The organism is Brevibacillus ruminantium (genome assembly GCF_023746555.1).
Taxonomy (GTDB): Bacteria; Bacillota; Bacilli; order Brevibacillales; family Brevibacillaceae; genus Brevibacillus; species Brevibacillus ruminantium.
On the sequence record NZ_CP098755.1, the window covers coordinates 1,329,424 to 1,346,435 of the forward strand.

14 protein-coding genes are annotated in these 17,012 nt (G+C 50.2%); all 14 read left to right on the plus strand.

Translation table 11 applies throughout. The features are described 5' to 3' along the window. Nucleotides 1–15: 15 nt before the first annotated feature. The 14 genes from NDK47_RS06495 (at nucleotide 16) to NDK47_RS06560 (ending at nucleotide 16,913) form a co-directional block, all read left to right on the plus strand. Nucleotides 16–219 (plus strand): hypothetical protein, encoded by a 204-nt coding sequence (locus NDK47_RS06495; protein ID WP_251874047.1) that lies wholly within the window; start codon nucleotides 16–18, stop codon nucleotides 217–219. Between the two features lie 125 nt (nucleotides 220–344). After that, nucleotides 345–743 (plus strand): IS200/IS605 family transposase, encoded by a 399-nt coding sequence (gene tnpA, locus NDK47_RS06500; protein WP_251871489.1) that lies wholly within the window; start codon nucleotides 345–347, stop codon nucleotides 741–743. Between the two features lie 11 nt (nucleotides 744–754). Continuing rightward, nucleotides 755–1,867: a transposase gene (locus NDK47_RS06505; protein WP_251874048.1), complete on the plus strand. Its 1,113-nt coding sequence runs from the start codon at nucleotides 755–757 to the stop codon at nucleotides 1,865–1,867. Between the two features lie 144 nt (nucleotides 1,868–2,011). Next, on the plus strand, nucleotides 2,012–3,439 hold the full coding sequence (locus tag NDK47_RS06510; protein WP_251874049.1) for a WG repeat-containing protein: 1,428 nt from the start codon (nucleotides 2,012–2,014) through the stop codon (nucleotides 3,437–3,439). After that, a complete protein-coding gene (locus NDK47_RS06515) occupies nucleotides 3,381–4,526 on the plus strand; it encodes a hypothetical protein (protein ID WP_251874050.1) in 1,146 nt (381 codons plus the stop codon). The genes NDK47_RS06510 and NDK47_RS06515 overlap by 59 nt, the downstream gene beginning before the upstream one ends. Before the next feature lie 1,244 nt (nucleotides 4,527–5,770). Further along, entirely contained in the window at nucleotides 5,771–6,742 is a 972-nt protein-coding gene (gene speB / locus NDK47_RS06520) for an agmatinase (protein WP_251874051.1), read from the plus strand. 46 nt (nucleotides 6,743–6,788) lie between these two features. Then, nucleotides 6,789–8,261 (plus strand): aldehyde dehydrogenase family protein, encoded by a 1,473-nt coding sequence (locus tag NDK47_RS06525; RefSeq protein ID WP_251874052.1) that lies wholly within the window; start codon nucleotides 6,789–6,791, stop codon nucleotides 8,259–8,261. A 332-nt stretch (nucleotides 8,262–8,593) separates the two neighbouring features. Further along, nucleotides 8,594–9,463 carry a YitT family protein gene (locus NDK47_RS06530; RefSeq protein WP_251874053.1) on the plus strand — a complete coding sequence of 290 codons (870 nt, stop codon included), beginning with the start codon at nucleotides 8,594–8,596 and terminating at the stop codon, nucleotides 9,461–9,463. Between the two features lie 204 nt (nucleotides 9,464–9,667). After that, nucleotides 9,668–10,138, plus strand: coding sequence for a nucleoside deaminase (locus tag NDK47_RS06535; protein WP_251874054.1), 471 nt, complete (start codon nucleotides 9,668–9,670; stop codon nucleotides 10,136–10,138). Nucleotides 10,139–10,355: 217 nt separating this feature from the next. Further along, complete coding sequence (locus NDK47_RS06540) at nucleotides 10,356–10,709, plus strand: DUF1516 family protein (protein WP_251874055.1); 354 nt, start codon at nucleotides 10,356–10,358, stop codon at nucleotides 10,707–10,709. Nucleotides 10,710–10,997: 288 nt separating this feature from the next. After that, nucleotides 10,998–11,756 (plus strand): glucosamine-6-phosphate deaminase, encoded by a 759-nt coding sequence (gene nagB / locus NDK47_RS06545; protein WP_251874056.1) that lies wholly within the window; start codon nucleotides 10,998–11,000, stop codon nucleotides 11,754–11,756. Nucleotides 11,757–11,909: 153 nt separating this feature from the next. Next, on the plus strand, nucleotides 11,910–12,662 hold the full coding sequence (hemQ, locus tag NDK47_RS06550; protein ID WP_251874057.1) for a hydrogen peroxide-dependent heme synthase: 753 nt from the start codon (nucleotides 11,910–11,912) through the stop codon (nucleotides 12,660–12,662). A 107-nt stretch (nucleotides 12,663–12,769) separates the two neighbouring features. Then, the gene (locus NDK47_RS06555) at nucleotides 12,770–14,461 is read left to right on the plus strand and encodes a DUF4901 domain-containing protein (RefSeq protein WP_251874058.1); all 1,692 of its coding nucleotides are present in this window, start codon (nucleotides 12,770–12,772) and stop codon (nucleotides 14,459–14,461) included. Between the two features lie 193 nt (nucleotides 14,462–14,654). Further along, nucleotides 14,655–16,913, plus strand: coding sequence for an S-layer homology domain-containing protein (locus NDK47_RS06560; protein ID WP_251874059.1), 2,259 nt, complete (start codon nucleotides 14,655–14,657; stop codon nucleotides 16,911–16,913). Nucleotides 16,914–17,012 lie beyond the last annotated feature (99 nt).

A 17,012-nucleotide genomic window follows, 5' to 3' on the forward strand; every position in this document is an offset into this window, starting at 1 on the left:
CGGGGGGAAAGACCTGTGAACAAACGCATCATCGCACTTCTCTCGGCAACTTTGCTGGGCTGGACCGCTTTGGCAGCGCCTGGGCATGCTGCCAGCTTTTCAATCATTCAACCCTATATCAGCGATTATAAAATCGGTTTTACGAATGGACAAAGCCTGGTCACCAAGGCCGTGTATGACGATTTTAACTTTCCTCCGAAAGAAGTCTCCCACTTCTAAACGTGAAGGTGCTTTTAGCAACAGTGAAAGTGGGAGATGAATTTCGGTTAGGCGTAGCCTAAAGTTGTCTCTTTTTTTGTGCTATGATATAATCAGTCTTAGATAAAAGAAAGGCTGTTATATAAATGAAATTAGACAATAATAATCATTCGGTGTTCCTATTGTATTATCATCTTGTTCTGGTCATAAAATATCGCCGAAAAGTGATGGATGATACCATATCTGACTATGCAAAAAATATGTTTGTTCGATTGGGCGAAAGTTACAATATTTCCTTAGTCGAATGGAATCACGATATTGACCATGTGCATATTTTGTTCAAAGCACATCCGAATACTGAAATGTCAAAGTTCATCAATGCCTATAAAAGTGCAAGTTCACGACTTATCAAAAAGCATTTTCCACAGGTGAAAAAGAAACTGTGGAAAGAGTATTTTTGGTCAAGGAGTTTTTGTTTGCTTACAACAGGTGGTGCTCCCATTGAAGTGATAAAAAAATATATAGAAAATCAAGGTGTAAAGTGAGGTGATTCGATATGGCAAACAAAGCATATAAGTTCCGTCTGTATCCAACGCAAGAACAAGAGAAACTCCTTGCCAAAACCTTCGGTTGTGTTCGTTTCGTCTACAACAAAATGTTAGCTGAACGAAAGGAAACATATGAACAATTCAAGGGTGACAAAGAAGCGCTAAAGAAACAAAAGTTTCCTACTCCTGCTAAGTATAAGGAGGAGTTTGCATGGCTCAAAGAAGTAGATAGTCTCGCATTGGCGAACGCCCAACTGAATTTGCAGAAGGCATACAAAAACTTCTTCTCTGGTCGTGCTGAATTTCCGAAGTTCAAAAACCGTAAGGCAGGACAATCCTACACAACCAATGTGGTAAACGGAAACATTATGCTTTTGGATGGCTATATCAAATTGCCGAAACTGAAACTTGTGAAAATGAAGCAACATCGGGAAATTCCGTCGCTTCATATGATCAAGTCTTGTACGGTTTCTCGAACAAAAACAGGAAAATACTATGTTTCTATTCTCACTGAATACGAACATCAACCTGTACAAAAAGAAGTGCAAGCTGTTGTTGGCTTAGATTTTTCCATGAATGGCTTATTTGTCGATAGTGAAGAAGGTGAGACAGCCAATTACCCTCGTTTCTATCGCCAAGCCTTGGAAAAATTAGCGAAGGAACAGCGTATTTTATCACGTAGAAAGAAAGGCTCTAGTCGTTGGCACAAACAACGTCTGAAAGTAGCGAAGCTACATGAAAAAATTGCGAACCAACGAAAGGACTTTCTCCATAAGGAATCGCACAAATTAGTGAAACTGTATGACTGCGTGGTTATCGAAGACCTCAACATGAAAGGAATGTCACAAGCACTCCATTTCGGGAAAAGCGTTGCTGATCATGCCTGGGGCATGTTCACGACATTTCTTGGGTACAAGTTAGAAGAGCAAGGGAAAAAGCTTATCAAAATAGATAAATGGTTTCCATCATCCAAAACTTGCTCATGTTGTGGTCAAGTAAAAGAGTCTCTATCCCTTTCTGAGCGTAAATTCCACTGTGATTGTGGTTTTGTGGCAGACAGAGATTGGAATGCTTCTATCAACATCAAACGTGAAGGATTACGCTTATTAGCGTTGGTATAGCAAAAAGAACTCTTGGAACGAGAGGGATAGCTCGGTCAGTTTTCGTTGGCTACTAAAAGCAACGATAAGTCGAGAAGCCCCCACTCCAAAAACCGTAAGGTTTTAAGTGGTGGGTAGTTCACCAAAAGCGGTGTCTACTACATCGTGACCAAGAATGGGAAAAAAGGCATTGTCGATGGACGCACCGGAAAAGAAGTGGTGGCCGCAATCTGGGATGATATCGAGATTCCGGAACAAAAGCAAATCGCCATCCTCCGCAGCGGCGGATGGTTTCAGTACATGGATCTGGGCAAGCAAGCCCTTTCCAAAACCAAGTATGCGGGCGCTCACACGTATTTCTTGTCCCAGACGCGTCCGAGTGTGATCGTGATGCAGGGGGAAAGCTCGATGATGCTCGATCCGGCAGGTACAATCCTGCTCCCTCCGTTTGCAGGAAAGATTGAGGTCGTCGATCTGGCAAAACCGGGAGAAAATCCCGACGATGAGTCGATTCGCTATCTGGTGACCACGACGCCTGGTCAACTCACGGTATACGACCCGAATACGCTAAAGCCGCTCTTTTCCGTGCCCAAGGCGACCTTGGCTCCAAGCGACGGCAATAAAATGAGTGTTTTCAAAGTAGTGACAGGGGGCAAATACGGCCTTGTCGATCTAAGCGGGCGCTACCTCCTGCAGCCGCAGTTCACCAGCATTCAATCGATGGGAAAAGGCTTCGTCCGCGTGCAGGGTCAGCAGGGAGCCGGTTTGTGGAAGGACGGGAAAATGCTTGCGGAGCCGCAGTATGCGGACGTGCGGATCGAGCATGACATGCTGGGCGGTTTCATCACGATGAAGGGAGAAACGGTGACGTATCATGATATCAACGCCGGTACCTCCTTCTCATTGAAAAAAGGAGCCCACTATCTGCATGATGGCTACGTGCTGGGGCAGGACCCCGTTACGTCAAAGTACGGCGTCAAGCACATCAGCGGCAAAACCGTGGTGCCCTTTGATTACCCCCGTTTGGAAGGGGTGCCGGCGATGTGGCTGCTGGTGCGTCCGGATGGGAAAAAAGGCATTTTGCGAACGGTCTGGGGACAGCCGGTCCAGCAGCCTGATGCCTGGTTTGACAGTGTGACCACATTGGGCGGCTACGAATATCTCAGTGTCATGGAGGGCAACAAAGTGGGCCTGTATTCCCAGCAAAAGGGAATGCTCGTGCCGCCGCAAGCGGGAACGGTGATTCGTTATGATTCCAAATTCAATCGTGTGCTGGTAACAGACGCGGACGGGCGGACACGCGAATTTTTATCGGACGGGACTTCTGCCGACAGCGATCAGCCCAAGCTGCAGCCGCTCACTTCTTCGCTCGCGACCACGTTCATCCCCGATCAAGGGATAAAGCTCGTCGATCGGACGACCGGCCAGCCGATCAGCAAGGCGTATCGGGGGATATCGTTGGAAGCCAAAGGCCAATTGGTCCTGGCTCTGGAAGATGGCGCAGCTTACTCCCCTCCAATACCGCAGTATATCGATGCAGCCGTGGGGCGAACGAATCCTGTTTGCTCTGCAACAGATGGATGGCAGCTTTGAGCTGTGGATTCATGCGAATGGGCAGACTCTCGCCCGATTGGAGCACATCCAGAGCTATCGCCTGGACGAAGCAAACAATGCTTTCTATATCCAAAAAGCAGGCGGCTGGGATGCGTACTCCGCTGATTTGAAGCCGCTGACCAACGGAAGCTATGATCGTCTGGAAATCCTGTCCACGCACGGCGAAGTGAAAATCGGAACGTATCGGGACAAAAAGACAGGGCTGCTGGGTATTTTGGGAAAAGACTGGAAGGTCGTATCGGCACCTGTCTATGAAAGCATCAAGCCGTTTGATCAGGTTTTTCCACAGCTTGGTTTGGTGCAGAGCACGCCTGCTCCGTTTGTCTTTTTGAAGAAAGACCGATTCGGATATCTGAGTGAAAGCGGAGCCGAGCTGTTTCAAACCGCACTTTTGACAAAGCGCCCAGCGGTAACCTATCAGCCGCTCACTGCCCAACCCTTTGCTGCCTTTCAAACACTGCTTCAAACAGATCCGCTCCGGTTGGTCGATTTTGGAAAGGCCTACGGTTGGGAGAGCGGACGCAGCAGCGAGACGAATTTCTTTGCCAACCTCGCTCTGTATCTGGAGTTGCCGGCGGGAGCAGCCAAACAGGAGGTATTGGCAGCGCTGATCGAACGAGGCGTGCTTGCGCCGACTGTGCTGAGCGCAGGTTTTGCGAATACGGATTTTTATGCCTTGATGTATTCTATCGCGACAGGAGGGGGCAGCCAGTCTTTGACGCAGCAGCAGCTTGCTGACTGGGCATCCAAAAGAGGGCTCGTGTACGAGCGGGGCGGTCATCATTTCGTGGACGTCTACGCGGAGTACCAGCAGCTCTTTTTCCGGGAATTGCTTCGTGTGCAAGCCGGGAGGGGCGTCTACAAAGCAAAAACACTGACGCTGGCTACGCTCGATGAATTCCAGCGCAGCATGTTGAGCTCCCTCATCGTGGTAAACGGGCGCCCTATGGAACAGCTTCCAGTGCCGCTCCCTGCCGATGAGCTGAACCGGCATTTGAACGTACTGATTCAACCATACAACAAGCAGGCGCAAGCGATGCTGCAAGCAGCCGTGAAGCAGCTTTAAGGGTTTCACTCATACCGTGTTACATGTAGAGTCCGTATATGGCCACCGTGCTGTGTGCGGACTTTGTTCATTTTATAGCCAGGCGATTTTGATTTTGGGGACATACTTCCCAAATTTTACTGCAATGAAAAACATAAAAACGGAGCTGTAGTGAGAAGAAGCATGTTTCCCTGCTCAGCTCCGTATTCCGCCCGCAAGGGAGCATACACTGTCCGCTCCGGGGAGATTCGCGGGGGATCGCAAAAGCAGAACAGCTCCGAGGTCATCCCAAGGTTGCGCTCCTTTTTCCCGCGAATCCCCCCTCCGCTGGGGCAGGGCTCCACAGTCGCACCGCAGGGAAACATGCTTCTTCATGAAAGCGGGGATTTTTAAAAAATGTGGGCGGAAGCGATGATGAAAATGAAAGATGAAATCAAAAATGAAAGACAAAAGCTAAGACAACAGCTAAGACAAATTGGATAGTAAATATGAGTGTAAATGATAAAAGCCAAGATAAAAGCAAAGGTAAATTCGATACGAAGCCCAAGCATTGAGATGGAGAAATTTACATTCGCTCCTTCAAAGTAATTTAGTTCATTCGCCGAGGGGAAATAAGGTTGTTTCAGCCCTTGTTCCATATCTGTAAGGATCATCATTTGCTTTTCATCAATTATGATCTTTCATCTATCAATCATGATCCTCCATCCATCAACAAGGATCTAGCTTTTCAATCATAACAATCCTGTTTTTACGTACAAATGCCCTTGTTTTTCATACACTTAAAAATGCACGAAGAAGCAGAATGTATGGAGAAGAATCATGTTTCCCTGCGGTGCGACTGCGTAGCCCAGCTCAGCGGAGCAGTGGATGGCGGGAAACAGGGACGCAACCTTGGGATGACCTCGAAGCGTTGCTGCTTTTGCGGACCCCCGCCAGCCGCTGTGGAGCGGACAGTGAATCCTCCCAGCAGGGCGGAGTACGGAGCCAAGCAGGGAAACATGATTCTTCTCACAAAAGCCCCGTTACGCGGAGTTAGACATGAGTTTAACCAAACGTATGTTCAAAAACTGATAGTTGCAACCTATTTCTCAAAAATGAGAAGCATTTCCATCAGATGAGAAGCCCCCGAACCAAAACGTCAGGAAAAAGGGAGCGATAAAGCGCCGCCAGGTGAAAACGCGCGAAGAGGCAGCCGCCTAAACGACTGGCACGAGGCTTGCATTCTATACAGGCAAGTACGGACGAATCACGGGGGTGAGAACACTTTGCAATATCCGTTATCTCCGGACGTCAAGCCGGAATTTTGCACGACGGGTTCATACATGCGCTTGCCTGCGCAGCGGGAGGATGCCCTCGTCGCCATCGTCGGTCTGCCCTTTGATACGGCAGCCTCGTTCCGCGTGGGGGCCCGTTTTGCGCCGCAGGCAATCCGTCAGGCCTCGATGCTGTTATTTCCCTATCATCCCGTCCACAAAGTCTTCCCGTTTGAAGACACAAGGGCGATCGACATCGGGGATGTGTCCGTGATCCCGCACAATATTCACCGCAGTTACGAGCGGATGGAAACAGCCATGAGAGATTTGATGGCAAAAGGGATTGTTCCCATCGGGCTGGGCGGAGACCATTCGGTAACGCTGGCGACACTCCGAGCAGCCAAAGAGGTGTGGGGTCCCGTGGCGCTGATCCAGTTTGATTCGCATACGGACACCTGGGACACGTATTACGAAGAGAAGTACTGGCACGGCTCTCCATTTATCCGTGCGCATGAGGAAGGCTTGCTGCTTCCCGAAAAGGTCGTGCAGATCGGTATTCGCGGGACCCTGAACCATCCTGGTGACGTGGAAGCAAGTCTGGAGCTGGGTTATCAGGTGATTACGACACAGGAGATGCGAAAAAGGGGAGCTGCTGACATCATCCGCCAGATTAAAGAAACGATCGGATCGACTCCCTGTTTTCTCAGTTTTGATATTGATTTTGTCGACCCGGCCTATGCCCTGGGAACCGGGACACCAGAGGTCGGCGGATTTACCAGTTTTGAGACGTTGGAGCTGGTTCGCGGGCTGACTGGTTTGAACTACATCGGCTTTGACGTGGTCGAAGTGCTGCCCCCCTATGATCCCGCGCAGACGACCTCGCTATTGGCCGCCACACTGGTGCATGATTTCGCGGCACTGGTCGCGGAGCGCCAAAAAAGCGGGGGCAGTGCGGCCGAACAAACAGCGCCAGGCTTTCTATGAGAATAAAATACGAAATATTCATAAAAATGAGAGGTGGGCAAAACAGATGATCAATTTGAAGATGTATATCGCAGGTGAGTGGGTAGAAGCGGAAAACGGAGAGAAAAGAGAGATTGTCAATCCGGCGACCGGCGAGGTGATCGCACTTGCTGCCGAAGGAACAGTGGGGGATGCGAAAAGAGCCATACAGGTTGCGCGGGAAGCTTTTGACAGCGGCATCTGGTCGGACGTACCGGCAGTGGAGCGGGCCCGGCTCTTGTTCCGAGTGGCAGACATGATAGAAGAGCGGGCAGAGGAATTGATCGCTCTGGAAACACAGGACAACGGCAAACCGCTCCGGGAGTCCGGTTTTGATATTGCGGATGCTGCGGCTTGCTTCCGTTACTACGCTGGGCTGGTAACCAAGCCGGATGGTCAGACGTATCCGGTGGCAGACGCGGTTCAGGCGATGGTTGTACGTGAACCGGTCGGTGTCTGTGGTTTGATCGTTCCCTGGAATTATCCGATGCTGATGGGTGTATGGAAAATCGCGCCTGCCCTCGCTGCTGGCAATACGATTGTCTTCAAGCCGTCGGAAGTGACCCCGGTAACCGCGATCAAGCTGTTTGAGATCCTGGAAGAAGCCGGTTTGCCCAAAGGGGTGGCCAATATGGTGATGGGCACCGGACCTGTGGTGGGTCATGAGCTGGCCGCAAGTGATTTGGTCGACAAGGTCTCCTTTACCGGCGGAACCGTGACTGGCCGCAGTATCATGACAGCCGCCGCTGGCAATCTGAAAAAAATCTCGCTGGAATTAGGAGGCAAATCGCCCAATATCGTCTTTGCGGATGCCGACTTCGAGACAGCCGTCGACTACGCCTTGTTCGGGATTTTTGCCAACCAGGGGCAGGTTTGCTCCGCGGGCTCCCGTCTGCTTCTCGAAGACAGCATTCACGACCGTTTTGTCGAGAAGCTGGTGGAGCGGGCGCAAAAAATTCGGGTGGGAGCGGGAGACGATCCGCGCACAGAAATGGGGCCGCTCGTCAGTCAGGCACATATGGAAAAGGTGCTGCGCTACATTGAATATGGAAAAGAAGAAGGGGCCAAGCTGGTTTGCGGCGGCCGTCGCATCACGGAAAACGGCCTGGAGAAAGGCTACTTCGTCGAACCCACGATCTTTATTGATACCACCCCTGAGATGCGTATCGTGCAGGAGGAGATTTTTGGACCAGTCCTCGCCGTCCAACGCTTCCAGGATGAGGCCGATGCGATCCGTTTGGCCAACGATACGGTCTATGGCCTAGCGGGAGGTGTCTTTACCCAGGACGGTGCCAAAGCTATGCGCGTGATCAGAAAGCTTCGGGCAGGCATCACCTGGATCAACTGCTACCATCCTACCTACAACGAAGCGCCGTGGGGAGGCTATAAGCAGAGCGGGATCGGAAGGGGCCTCGGGACCTTTGGCTTTGACGAATTCACAGAGGTAAAACAGATCAATATCAACATGCAGGTGCAACCTTCCGGCTGGTTTGAAAACTGATCGGCTGGAGTAACACTGGGCCCCATGTGTTTGAACCATCATCATACGGAGCCACTGCGGCGGGTGAGATGCACACTCAGAAAACGAAGGAACAGCGTATATAAACAAAGCATGTAAAAGGAAAAACCGGTGCATGGACGTATCCCTGCCTGTTTAAAGGGAATACGCTCATGCTCCGGTTTTTTTTCTTTTCTGTGCAGGGAGTGTCACCCACAAAGCGCGGAAACGAGCGGGAAGGGTTTCGCTTCAAGACTGACGGTTTCTTTTTTGGGCAAAACATGGTAATGTATGAACGGTTTTTCATCTTAGTGGTAAAGGCAGGAGAGAGAAACGTGTCATCAAAACGTCGATCCGGTGTCAGTCTGAACAGCCCGCAGAGAAAAATAACAGAGTACGGCATGTTGATCATAGGATCACTGATACTGGCCACCAGCTTCAACCTGTTTCTCAACCCCAATCAACTGGCGTCAGGCGGTGTTTCCGGTCTGTCTGTCATCTTCCATCATCTTTTCCAGTGGCCGCCGTCCGTTGTGCAGTGGGCATTCAACATTCCGCTTTTTTTGCTGGGCTTTTGGCTGCTGGACAGGCAGTACAGTATGAAAGCCGCCATCGGCTCGATTATTCTGCCGCTCTTTGTCCAGTTGACCAGCCATCTGCAGCCATTGACGGATAATACCCTGCTCGCCAGTATCTACGGAGGAATGGGCGTGGGTCTGGGGATCGGGATTGTGTTTCGCGGCAGAGGCTCGACTGGCGGTTTTTCGATTGCTTCGCAAATCCTGCATAAATACAGCGGAATCAGTTTGGGAGCTTCGGTGGCTGTCTTTGACGGGATGGTGATTTTCCTGGCAGGCTTTGTGTTTTCCCCCGAGAAAGCCTTGTATGCCTTGATCGCTCTATTCGTGACGAGCAAAACCATCGATATCGTCCAAATGGGCTGGAATACCTCAAAAGTAGCCTATATTATTTCAGATGAAACGGACAAGTTGCGCGAGGCGATTCTCTTTGATCTCGACCGGGGGGTTACGCTCCTGGACGGCTCTGGAGGCTATACGGGAGACGCCCGCAAAGTGTTGATGGCAGTTGTCAGCCAAAGCGAGGTCAGCAAGCTGAAAATGCTGGTCCGCTCTGTTGATGCCGAAGCGTTCATCATTCTGTGTCCGGCCCAGGAAGTGCTGGGAGAAGGATTCCGGGCCGTATAGCGAGCAGAGCAGGAACTTTGCCGCGCTGTACAGAAAAAAGAGGCATAGAGGTAACATGGTGCACGTACAAGAAGAAAAGGGTCTTGACGGTTTTCCCTGCTCATCGGGGGACAAAAGTGTTGAATGCAATCGGTCACATGTAATTTTATGGAAGAAGTAAGCTGTTTTTTGCAGAAAATTAACAAGTGACAGGGAGGAATACGGATGAACGATCAAAAATGGATGCAGCAAGCGATTCAGATGGCGTGCGACAATGTACGCTCAGGGCATGGCAGTCCGTATGGCGCTTTGGTGGTCAAGAACGGAGAAATCATCGGCCGCGGTGTAAACGAGGTGACTGCCACGCAAGATCCGACGGCCCATGCGGAAATCCTGGCGATCCGCGAAGCCTGCAAGCATGAAAACAGTCCTAGCCTGGAAGACTGCGTCATCTATGCAAGCGGCGAGCCGTGCCCCATGTGTCTGACGGCGATCTACTATACCGGGATTCAGACCGTCTTCTACGGCTATTCCAAAGAAGAGGCGAAGCCCTACGGCTTTAATTCGGGAGCGATCTACGAGCAAATCGCCTTGCCGATGGAGCAGCGATCCATACAGATGAAAAAACTGGAAAATGATCAGACTGTGGAAAACCCGCTTATCCTCTGGCAGCAGGCCAAAGAAAAGCAGGATTGATTGAAATGATTGGATGTTGACGCTACCGAGGACGGGAATCAGCGCTTGACGCATGAACCTAGGGAGTTGTTGATCCTGTAAGCCAAGAGCGTGTGTAGAGCGTGCAGGAGAAGGTATTGTCACAAAACTGCCAAGCATCGGGGAATCTGTATTTCTCTATTCATTCTGATATAATGAGGCAAGTATGGAAATAGGAAACTGCAAGGAGTGAATCTTCGTGTATAAAGCACTGGTAGAGTCCCACGTGGGAGCTTGGGAAGTAGCTTTTCTTCTGTTGATCGTCAGCTACATCCTGTATCGTGTGGGCAAAGAGCGAATCGCAAAAATTCTGCACATGATTTTGCGTCTGATGATCGTCATTATCGTGGTATCTGGTATTTGGATGCTGTTTGCTTTCCGCTCCGGAGATGTCTTGTACTATATCAAAGGAGTTTTGGGACTGCTTACTTTCGGATTAATGGAAATGGCACTGGGACGAGCACGTCGCAATGAAGCAAGCACCGGCTTTTTTATCGGGGCTCTCGTCTTGCTGGTTGTCGTGATTCTGACCGGATATCGCGTTATTCTGTAAACAAATTTGAGATCGAAAAAAGGCCAACCCCCTGGGGTGAAAATACCAAGGGAGTTGCCTTTTTTTTTCAGAAAAAGGGAAAGGCGGACAGCTCCAGCCGAATACGATGGCCTCAGGTGGTGGTCGCGTGTCACCATGGGGTATGTCCCGATCATTTGCCATTCATAGTTTGTTTTGGATAAAGACTACTAATTGTGGTAAGATATTGCGGAAGAATTGGCTCTTTTCCAAACCGTTTGTTTGCTTAAAGGGAAAAAAGAGTGAGAGAGACCGGTGAGGTGACCAGCGATGAAATGGTTGATAGTCGAAGATTATGAGAAACTCAGCAGGGAGGCGGCGAGGCTCGTAGCTGTGCAGGTCGCAGCGAAGCCCGCGTCTGTGCTGGGATTGGCAACGGGGAGCACGCCCCTTGGCATGTACAAGGAATTGACGCGCCTAAATCGTGAAGAAGGCTTGGACTTTTCCCAGATCACCACCTTTAATCTGGATGAGTACGTGGGGCTTGCCGCTGATCATTCCCAAAGCTACCGGACTTACATGCGGGATCACTTTTTTCAACATGTAAACCTGAGTGCGGAGAAAACACATATTCCCTCCGGAGATGCTTCCGATCTTGACGAGGAGTGCAGTCGTTATGAGGAAGCAATAGCGGCCGCAGGAGGAATTGATATCCAAATTTTGGGAATTGGCGGCAATGGTCATATCGGCTTTAATGAGCCGGGCTCGCCCGTTGATTCACGAACAAGAGTTGTTCAGCTTGCAGCGAGAACTATTGAGGACAATGCCCGTTTCTTTGCATCTGTCGAGGAAGTTCCGACAAAAGCTGTGTCGATGGGGATTCAGACCATTTTGAATGCCAGACGCATCGTACTTTTGGCCAGCGGGGCGTCGAAGGCAGAAGCGATCCAGCTGATGCTGGAAGGAGAGAAGACGCCAGAGGTGCCGGCCTCCTTGCTGCAGCAGCATCCCGATGTGACTGTCATCATGGATCGTCAGGCTGCCAGCCGTCTTTCTTCACGTTTTTACGATCAGGAACACGTCCTGTAGGGCGTGTTTTTTTCATGGATGAGAGGTGCCGACAGACGTACAAGTGTCCGGTTGTTGTTCACCAATTCGTATCGGTTAACCCTTTGGAAATTATGCTATACTGGGACTGTCGAGGAAAAACAAGGCAGACAACGAAAAAGGAGCTGATTGCTGTTGAGTACGAATGAAGCGCTTCTTACCTTGGAAGGTTGGTATACGTATCACGATTTTCGCAAGATCAACTGGGAGAAATGGAAGAAAGCCACGCCAGAAGAACGCAACGCTGCAGTGGACGAGCTGCAGGGACTGCTGCGCAGCTGGGATGCGAACGAACAAGAGCAAGCAGGCAGCACAGCCGTCTACTCGATTTTAGGCCACAAGGCTGACCTGGTTTTCATGTTCCTGCGCCCCACCATGCAAGAGCTGGATGCGATCAAAACCGCTTTTAACAAAACGAAATTCGCTGACTTCACAGAAGTGGATTACTCTTACATTTCTGTCGTGGAGCTGAGCAACTACGTACATAATCCGGGAGAAGACCCGAAATCCAATCCCCATGTCCGGGAGCGTCTCTATCCGATCCTGCCGAAATGGGAGCATATCTGCTTCTATCCGATGAACAAAAAGCGGGATGGACAGGACAACTGGTACATGCTCACCATGCAGGAGCGTGCTGAAATGATGCGTTCCCACGGCATGATCGGCCGTAAATACGCAGGCAAAATCAAGCAGATCATCGGCGGCTCCGTTGGTTTCGACGATTGGGAATGGGGTGTAACGCTGCTCTCCAATGATCCGCTCGAATTCAAGCACATCGTATACGAAATGCGATTCGATGAAGTGAGCGCCCGCTACGGAGAGTTTGGCAACTTCCTGGTAGGGAATCGCGTAACCTCTGAATCTCTGCAATCTATGCTGCAAATCTAAAAGAAAGAAAAAGAATCTACCAGCCGTTAAGGTGAGGTAGATTTTTTTTTGAAAATTTATGGTAAAATAAGGTGGTTATGCAGAGAATCTGGAAGGGGTTGGGCGAAGTGAAAAGCAATAGACTGTCACGGGGGCTGATAGCCGGGCTGTCTGCGGCAGTTTGGTTGACGACGTTTGTTGTGCCATCGGGAGGTATTCTGGGAGGAGAAGCCGTTGTATCGGCCGCAGCAGCGGAAGCGAAAAAAGTGGTCCTCACAAGGGAAGAAGCGATTCAGAAAATCCAGGATTTTGGGGGGATTCCGCAAGAGCTCAAATTCGAAGAGGCCAGTTTGAGTGAAAATTCGACGCCGCCCACCTGGACCCTCAGCTGGAAGAGCCCAAATTCGGATGTTTCGCGGACTACCGAGAAGAGGAGCAGCCTGGTCATCCATATGGATGCGAGAACGGGGTACCTGCTGAGTTATCAATACCTGGTAAGACCAGCCAAAAATGCGCCAGAGGCACCGCGGGTGGCCGAAGCTGCTGCTCGCTCAAAAGCGGAGGATTTTCTGAGCAAGGTCATTCCCAAGGAAGAATGGCAGAAGCTGTCCAAACCCAATGAATTTGGACAGCATTTTGAAAATATGTACGATTCCAAGAAGGACTTTGCCTACACCTTTACACGAGTCGAAAACGGCATCCCCTTTATCGAAAACAGCTATCAAGTCATCGTGTCAGGAGAAGGGGAAATCCTTCAATTATTGCGATTTTGGAATGACGTTCCGTTACCCGAGGCAAAGAATGTATTGAAATTAGAAGAGGCCAAAAAGCTCTTGGCTGAAAAAGCAACGCCTTCTCTGATGGTTCAGGATGTACTCTCTCTGAACACAGGGCTAAGCTTCGAGGATCACGAAGCCCTCCACGATAGCACGAGGTATAAACTGGTCTATCTTTATGAGGATCGTGATCCGCAGTATGTGGATGCGCATTCAGGAAAGGCCCTTCATCGCGGAGGAGAGGAAGCGCGGGAATTTTCATACAAACCGCTTGGAAGCACGGTCCGCAAAAAAGAGGATATCCAACGCATCGACAAAGAGGAAGCGAAAAAACTCGCCCTTGAATGGCTGAAAGAAGTACCAGGCTCCTACCAACTTGTCAAAGAAGAGAGCCGGGCAGAGGGGCAAGACGAAAATAAAGTCTCGTTTTGGCAGTTTGAATACAAACCCCAACAGCCAGCTAACCAAATCGAAACCGTCTCCATCAGAGTGACTGACCAGGGAGAATTGCTCAACTATGTAGTAAAAAAAGCAACAGATCAGAAAGATACCGATCAAAAGGCAGAAGAAAAGGTGTCTTACGAAACAGCAAAAGAGCGTGCGATTTCATTTATGAAAAAAACTTTTCCTGACCGCCTGGGTGAGATCTACCTGGACGAGCGGTATTCGCCGTTTGTGTTTGGCTGGCTGCATAATGGCATCCCTAGCGCGCAAGGCAAGCTGCGTGTACATGTTAATTTCCAGACAGGCTATGTAGGAACTCTAGAACAAGTAGTGTTGGAACCGAATCTGACGGAACTGACCAATACAGCGAAAGTAGATCTGGATGCAGCAAAAAAATTGGAGCAAGAAAATATGCGTCCGATGCTAACCTACTACCTCCCGATGAAGCTTTCTTTCGGCGAGGAACAAAAACCGCCGATCCTCGTGTACCGCTACGTTGGCGACAGAGGCTTGGTCGATGCCGTGACCGGAGAATGGATCATCCTGGACAAGCAAAGTGAACGACTCAAGAAAAACCAGGCTTCCGCTCAACAAAAATAGAAGCGGCATCACGCCTGAACGAAGCAGAAAGTAACGCTCGAACGGATGTGGAAATTTCGTTCGGGCGTCTTTTTTCGCCAAATGACATCACAACGATTTCATTTGATCCTAAAGGATAACTCAATTTTTCATATTGCCAGATAAATGGTAATATAGGGAAGTGTGGAAAAATCCAGAAAGGGGTTGGATGAAAGTGACGAGGAGGAAACAGTCCTGGGGCATGATCGCGGGGCTGTCTACGGCCGTGTTGTTGACGTCATTTGCAGCACCATCAGGATATCTGGCAGGAGGAACTGCTGTATTCGCAGCAGAGGCAGGAGCCAAAAGTCTGTCGCGGGAAGAAGCGGTAAAAAAGGCAGAGGGGTATGTCGCCATTCCGGCTGGCTACAAGCTGGAGAGGGCTTCCTATCTTGATCCGGCTACAGAAGGGCCTTTTAACGAGCCGCCATCCTGGCAGGTGAGCTGGGAAAAAGGCAGCGACAGCAGAATCTTCATGTCCATCGATGCACAGACAGGACAATTGCTCCGCTTTTACCAGTACACAGAGGAATTGCAGAGCGGATCAGGAAAAACAGATGTCGGGGAAGAGAAAGCCCTTTCCAAAGCAGAGGAATTTCTGAAAAAGGTAACGGCCAAGGAAGAGATTGCAAAGCTTTCCAAACCAAATGAGTTTGCCGGCCCATCCCCGTTCTTCTCTGCTTGGGGAGAGTATGGATTCTCCTTTACGCGTATAGAAAATGACATTCCATTTTTGGAAAACGGGATCACCGTCGTCGTATCGAATAACGGCGAGGTTGTTCGATATGACCGGATGTGGAACACCGGGACGCTGCCCTCGCCCAAAGATGTGCTCGATCAGGAGGAAGCAGAAAAGCGGATGGCTGAGCTGATTGGCCCGTCACTGGTATATGTGGACAAGGCCTTTTTAACGGGACGATATGAACAGGACCGTGGCAAATATCAGTTGGTTTATCGCTATCAGGAACATGATCCCCAATTCCTCGACGCGCACAGCGGCAAGCCGTTGAACCAGCTCGGGCTGGAAGCGACGGAGAGCAGCCTGAAGCCATTGGGAACCACGGTGCGGAAGAGCGCAAACGATGATCAAGTGATTACCAAGGAAGAGGCACAAAAAATAGCCGACCAGGTTATCAAGCTTCTGCCGGGCTCCTATCGCTCGGAGGGCAACCGGGGAAGCGGCTCCAGCTCAGGACCAGACGGCATCGAGAGGCGCAACTGGAGCTTTGAGTACACACCGCTCCACATCCAGGGGAAAAATGTGGACAAGGTGGAGCTGCGGATCAGTGACCGCGGGCAACTGATCGAGTATTCCAGCAAGGATCGCTTTTACAATCGAGAGACAAACAGGAAGATCGAAAAAGCAGTTCCCTATGAAAAGTCGGTAGAGAGTGCGACGCAGTTGGTCAAGGCGCTTCTCTCCGATCAGCTCGGGGAGATTTATCTGATCAACCGGCCTCCTTTGGAAAAACTGCGGGCGGATCAATTGGAGCGCGGGAAATACGATACGATTCTGTTTGGCAAGATGAAGGATGGTATCCCGATTGAGGATGCCGATTTTGAAGTTATCGTCAATCCGGAGACGGGAGAAGCAGAATCCCTGAATTTTTGGCGCAGAGAGCATGTCAATCTGGAAGAACAGGCTAAAGCCAAGATAGACCGGGAAGCTGCAAAGAAAGCTGAGCAAGAAAACAAACAAGTGAAGCTGACATACTATCTTCCGCAGGGGCGTTACTTTGGGGGAGTGTTGGACAATTCTAATCCCCTCCTAGTCTACCGGTATGTCGGGGATAGCGGCTATGTCGATGCCCACTCGGGAGAATGGGTCAATCTGAAAAAACAACAGCCCGAAGGAAGCGCCTCTGACATCGCGGACCACCCCAATCAGGAAGATTTGCAGTTTGCCATTCGCCAGGGATTGCTTACCGTTACGGATGGAAAGGTGGAGCCTGACAAGGAAGTTACGCGCGGAGAAGCGGCAGCCATCTGGGTAAGACTGATGGATCGCATCGAGTTTCACTATCAGTTCCGCAGCTTCCGCTCAGACGATGATGAGGCGCGGCAGCCGTACCGGTTTGAGGATGTGGACGCCAAGCATCCCCTTTACAATGTGATTCAAAAAGGGGTTCAGGCAGGGGTGATTGCCAAGGAAGGGAAGCGTTTTGAGCCGGATCGTGCGATTACGCGCGCAGAGGCAGCGGATCTGGTGGCGCGACTGCTGGGGTATGGGGATCTTTTGGACAAAACGGAGATTTTCAACGCCCCCTATAAAGACGTGCCGAAGCAATCCGTTCCGGCGGCAGCACTCGTCCATGCGCATGGCTTGTTAAGCGAGTCAGGCAAGGGCAGCTTTGACCCGAATGGAACCTTGACTCGGGCTGAGATGGCCAAGCTGATCAAGCAACTGCTGGAGCTGAAAAAGGAAAACAAGTAAGGAAGTAGCGTAAGCGTAGCTGAGCATCATCGAACTCGGGAGATTTATCATGTATAAGGGAGAACTGTCTGTTTCTACTGAAATGGGCAGTTCTTTTTT

What these genes read in the sequence shown, in the direction of transcription:
- NDK47_RS06505 (WP_251874048.1), top strand. Translation starts at nt 755, where the DNA reads ATGGCAAACAAAGCATATAAGTTCCGTCTGTATCCAACGCAAGAACAA.
- nagB (WP_251874056.1), top strand. Translation starts at nt 10,998, where the DNA reads ATGAAATGGTTGATAGTCGAAGATTATGAGAAACTCAGCAGGGAGGCG.
- NDK47_RS06535 (WP_251874054.1), top strand. Translation starts at nt 9,668, where the DNA reads ATGAACGATCAAAAATGGATGCAGCAAGCGATTCAGATGGCGTGCGAC.
- NDK47_RS06515 (WP_251874050.1), top strand. Translation starts at nt 3,381, where the DNA reads ATGCAGCCGTGGGGCGAACGAATCCTGTTTGCTCTGCAACAGATGGAT.
- NDK47_RS06525 (WP_251874052.1), top strand. Translation starts at nt 6,789, where the DNA reads ATGATCAATTTGAAGATGTATATCGCAGGTGAGTGGGTAGAAGCGGAA.
- tnpA (WP_251871489.1), top strand. Translation starts at nt 345, where the DNA reads ATGAAATTAGACAATAATAATCATTCGGTGTTCCTATTGTATTATCAT.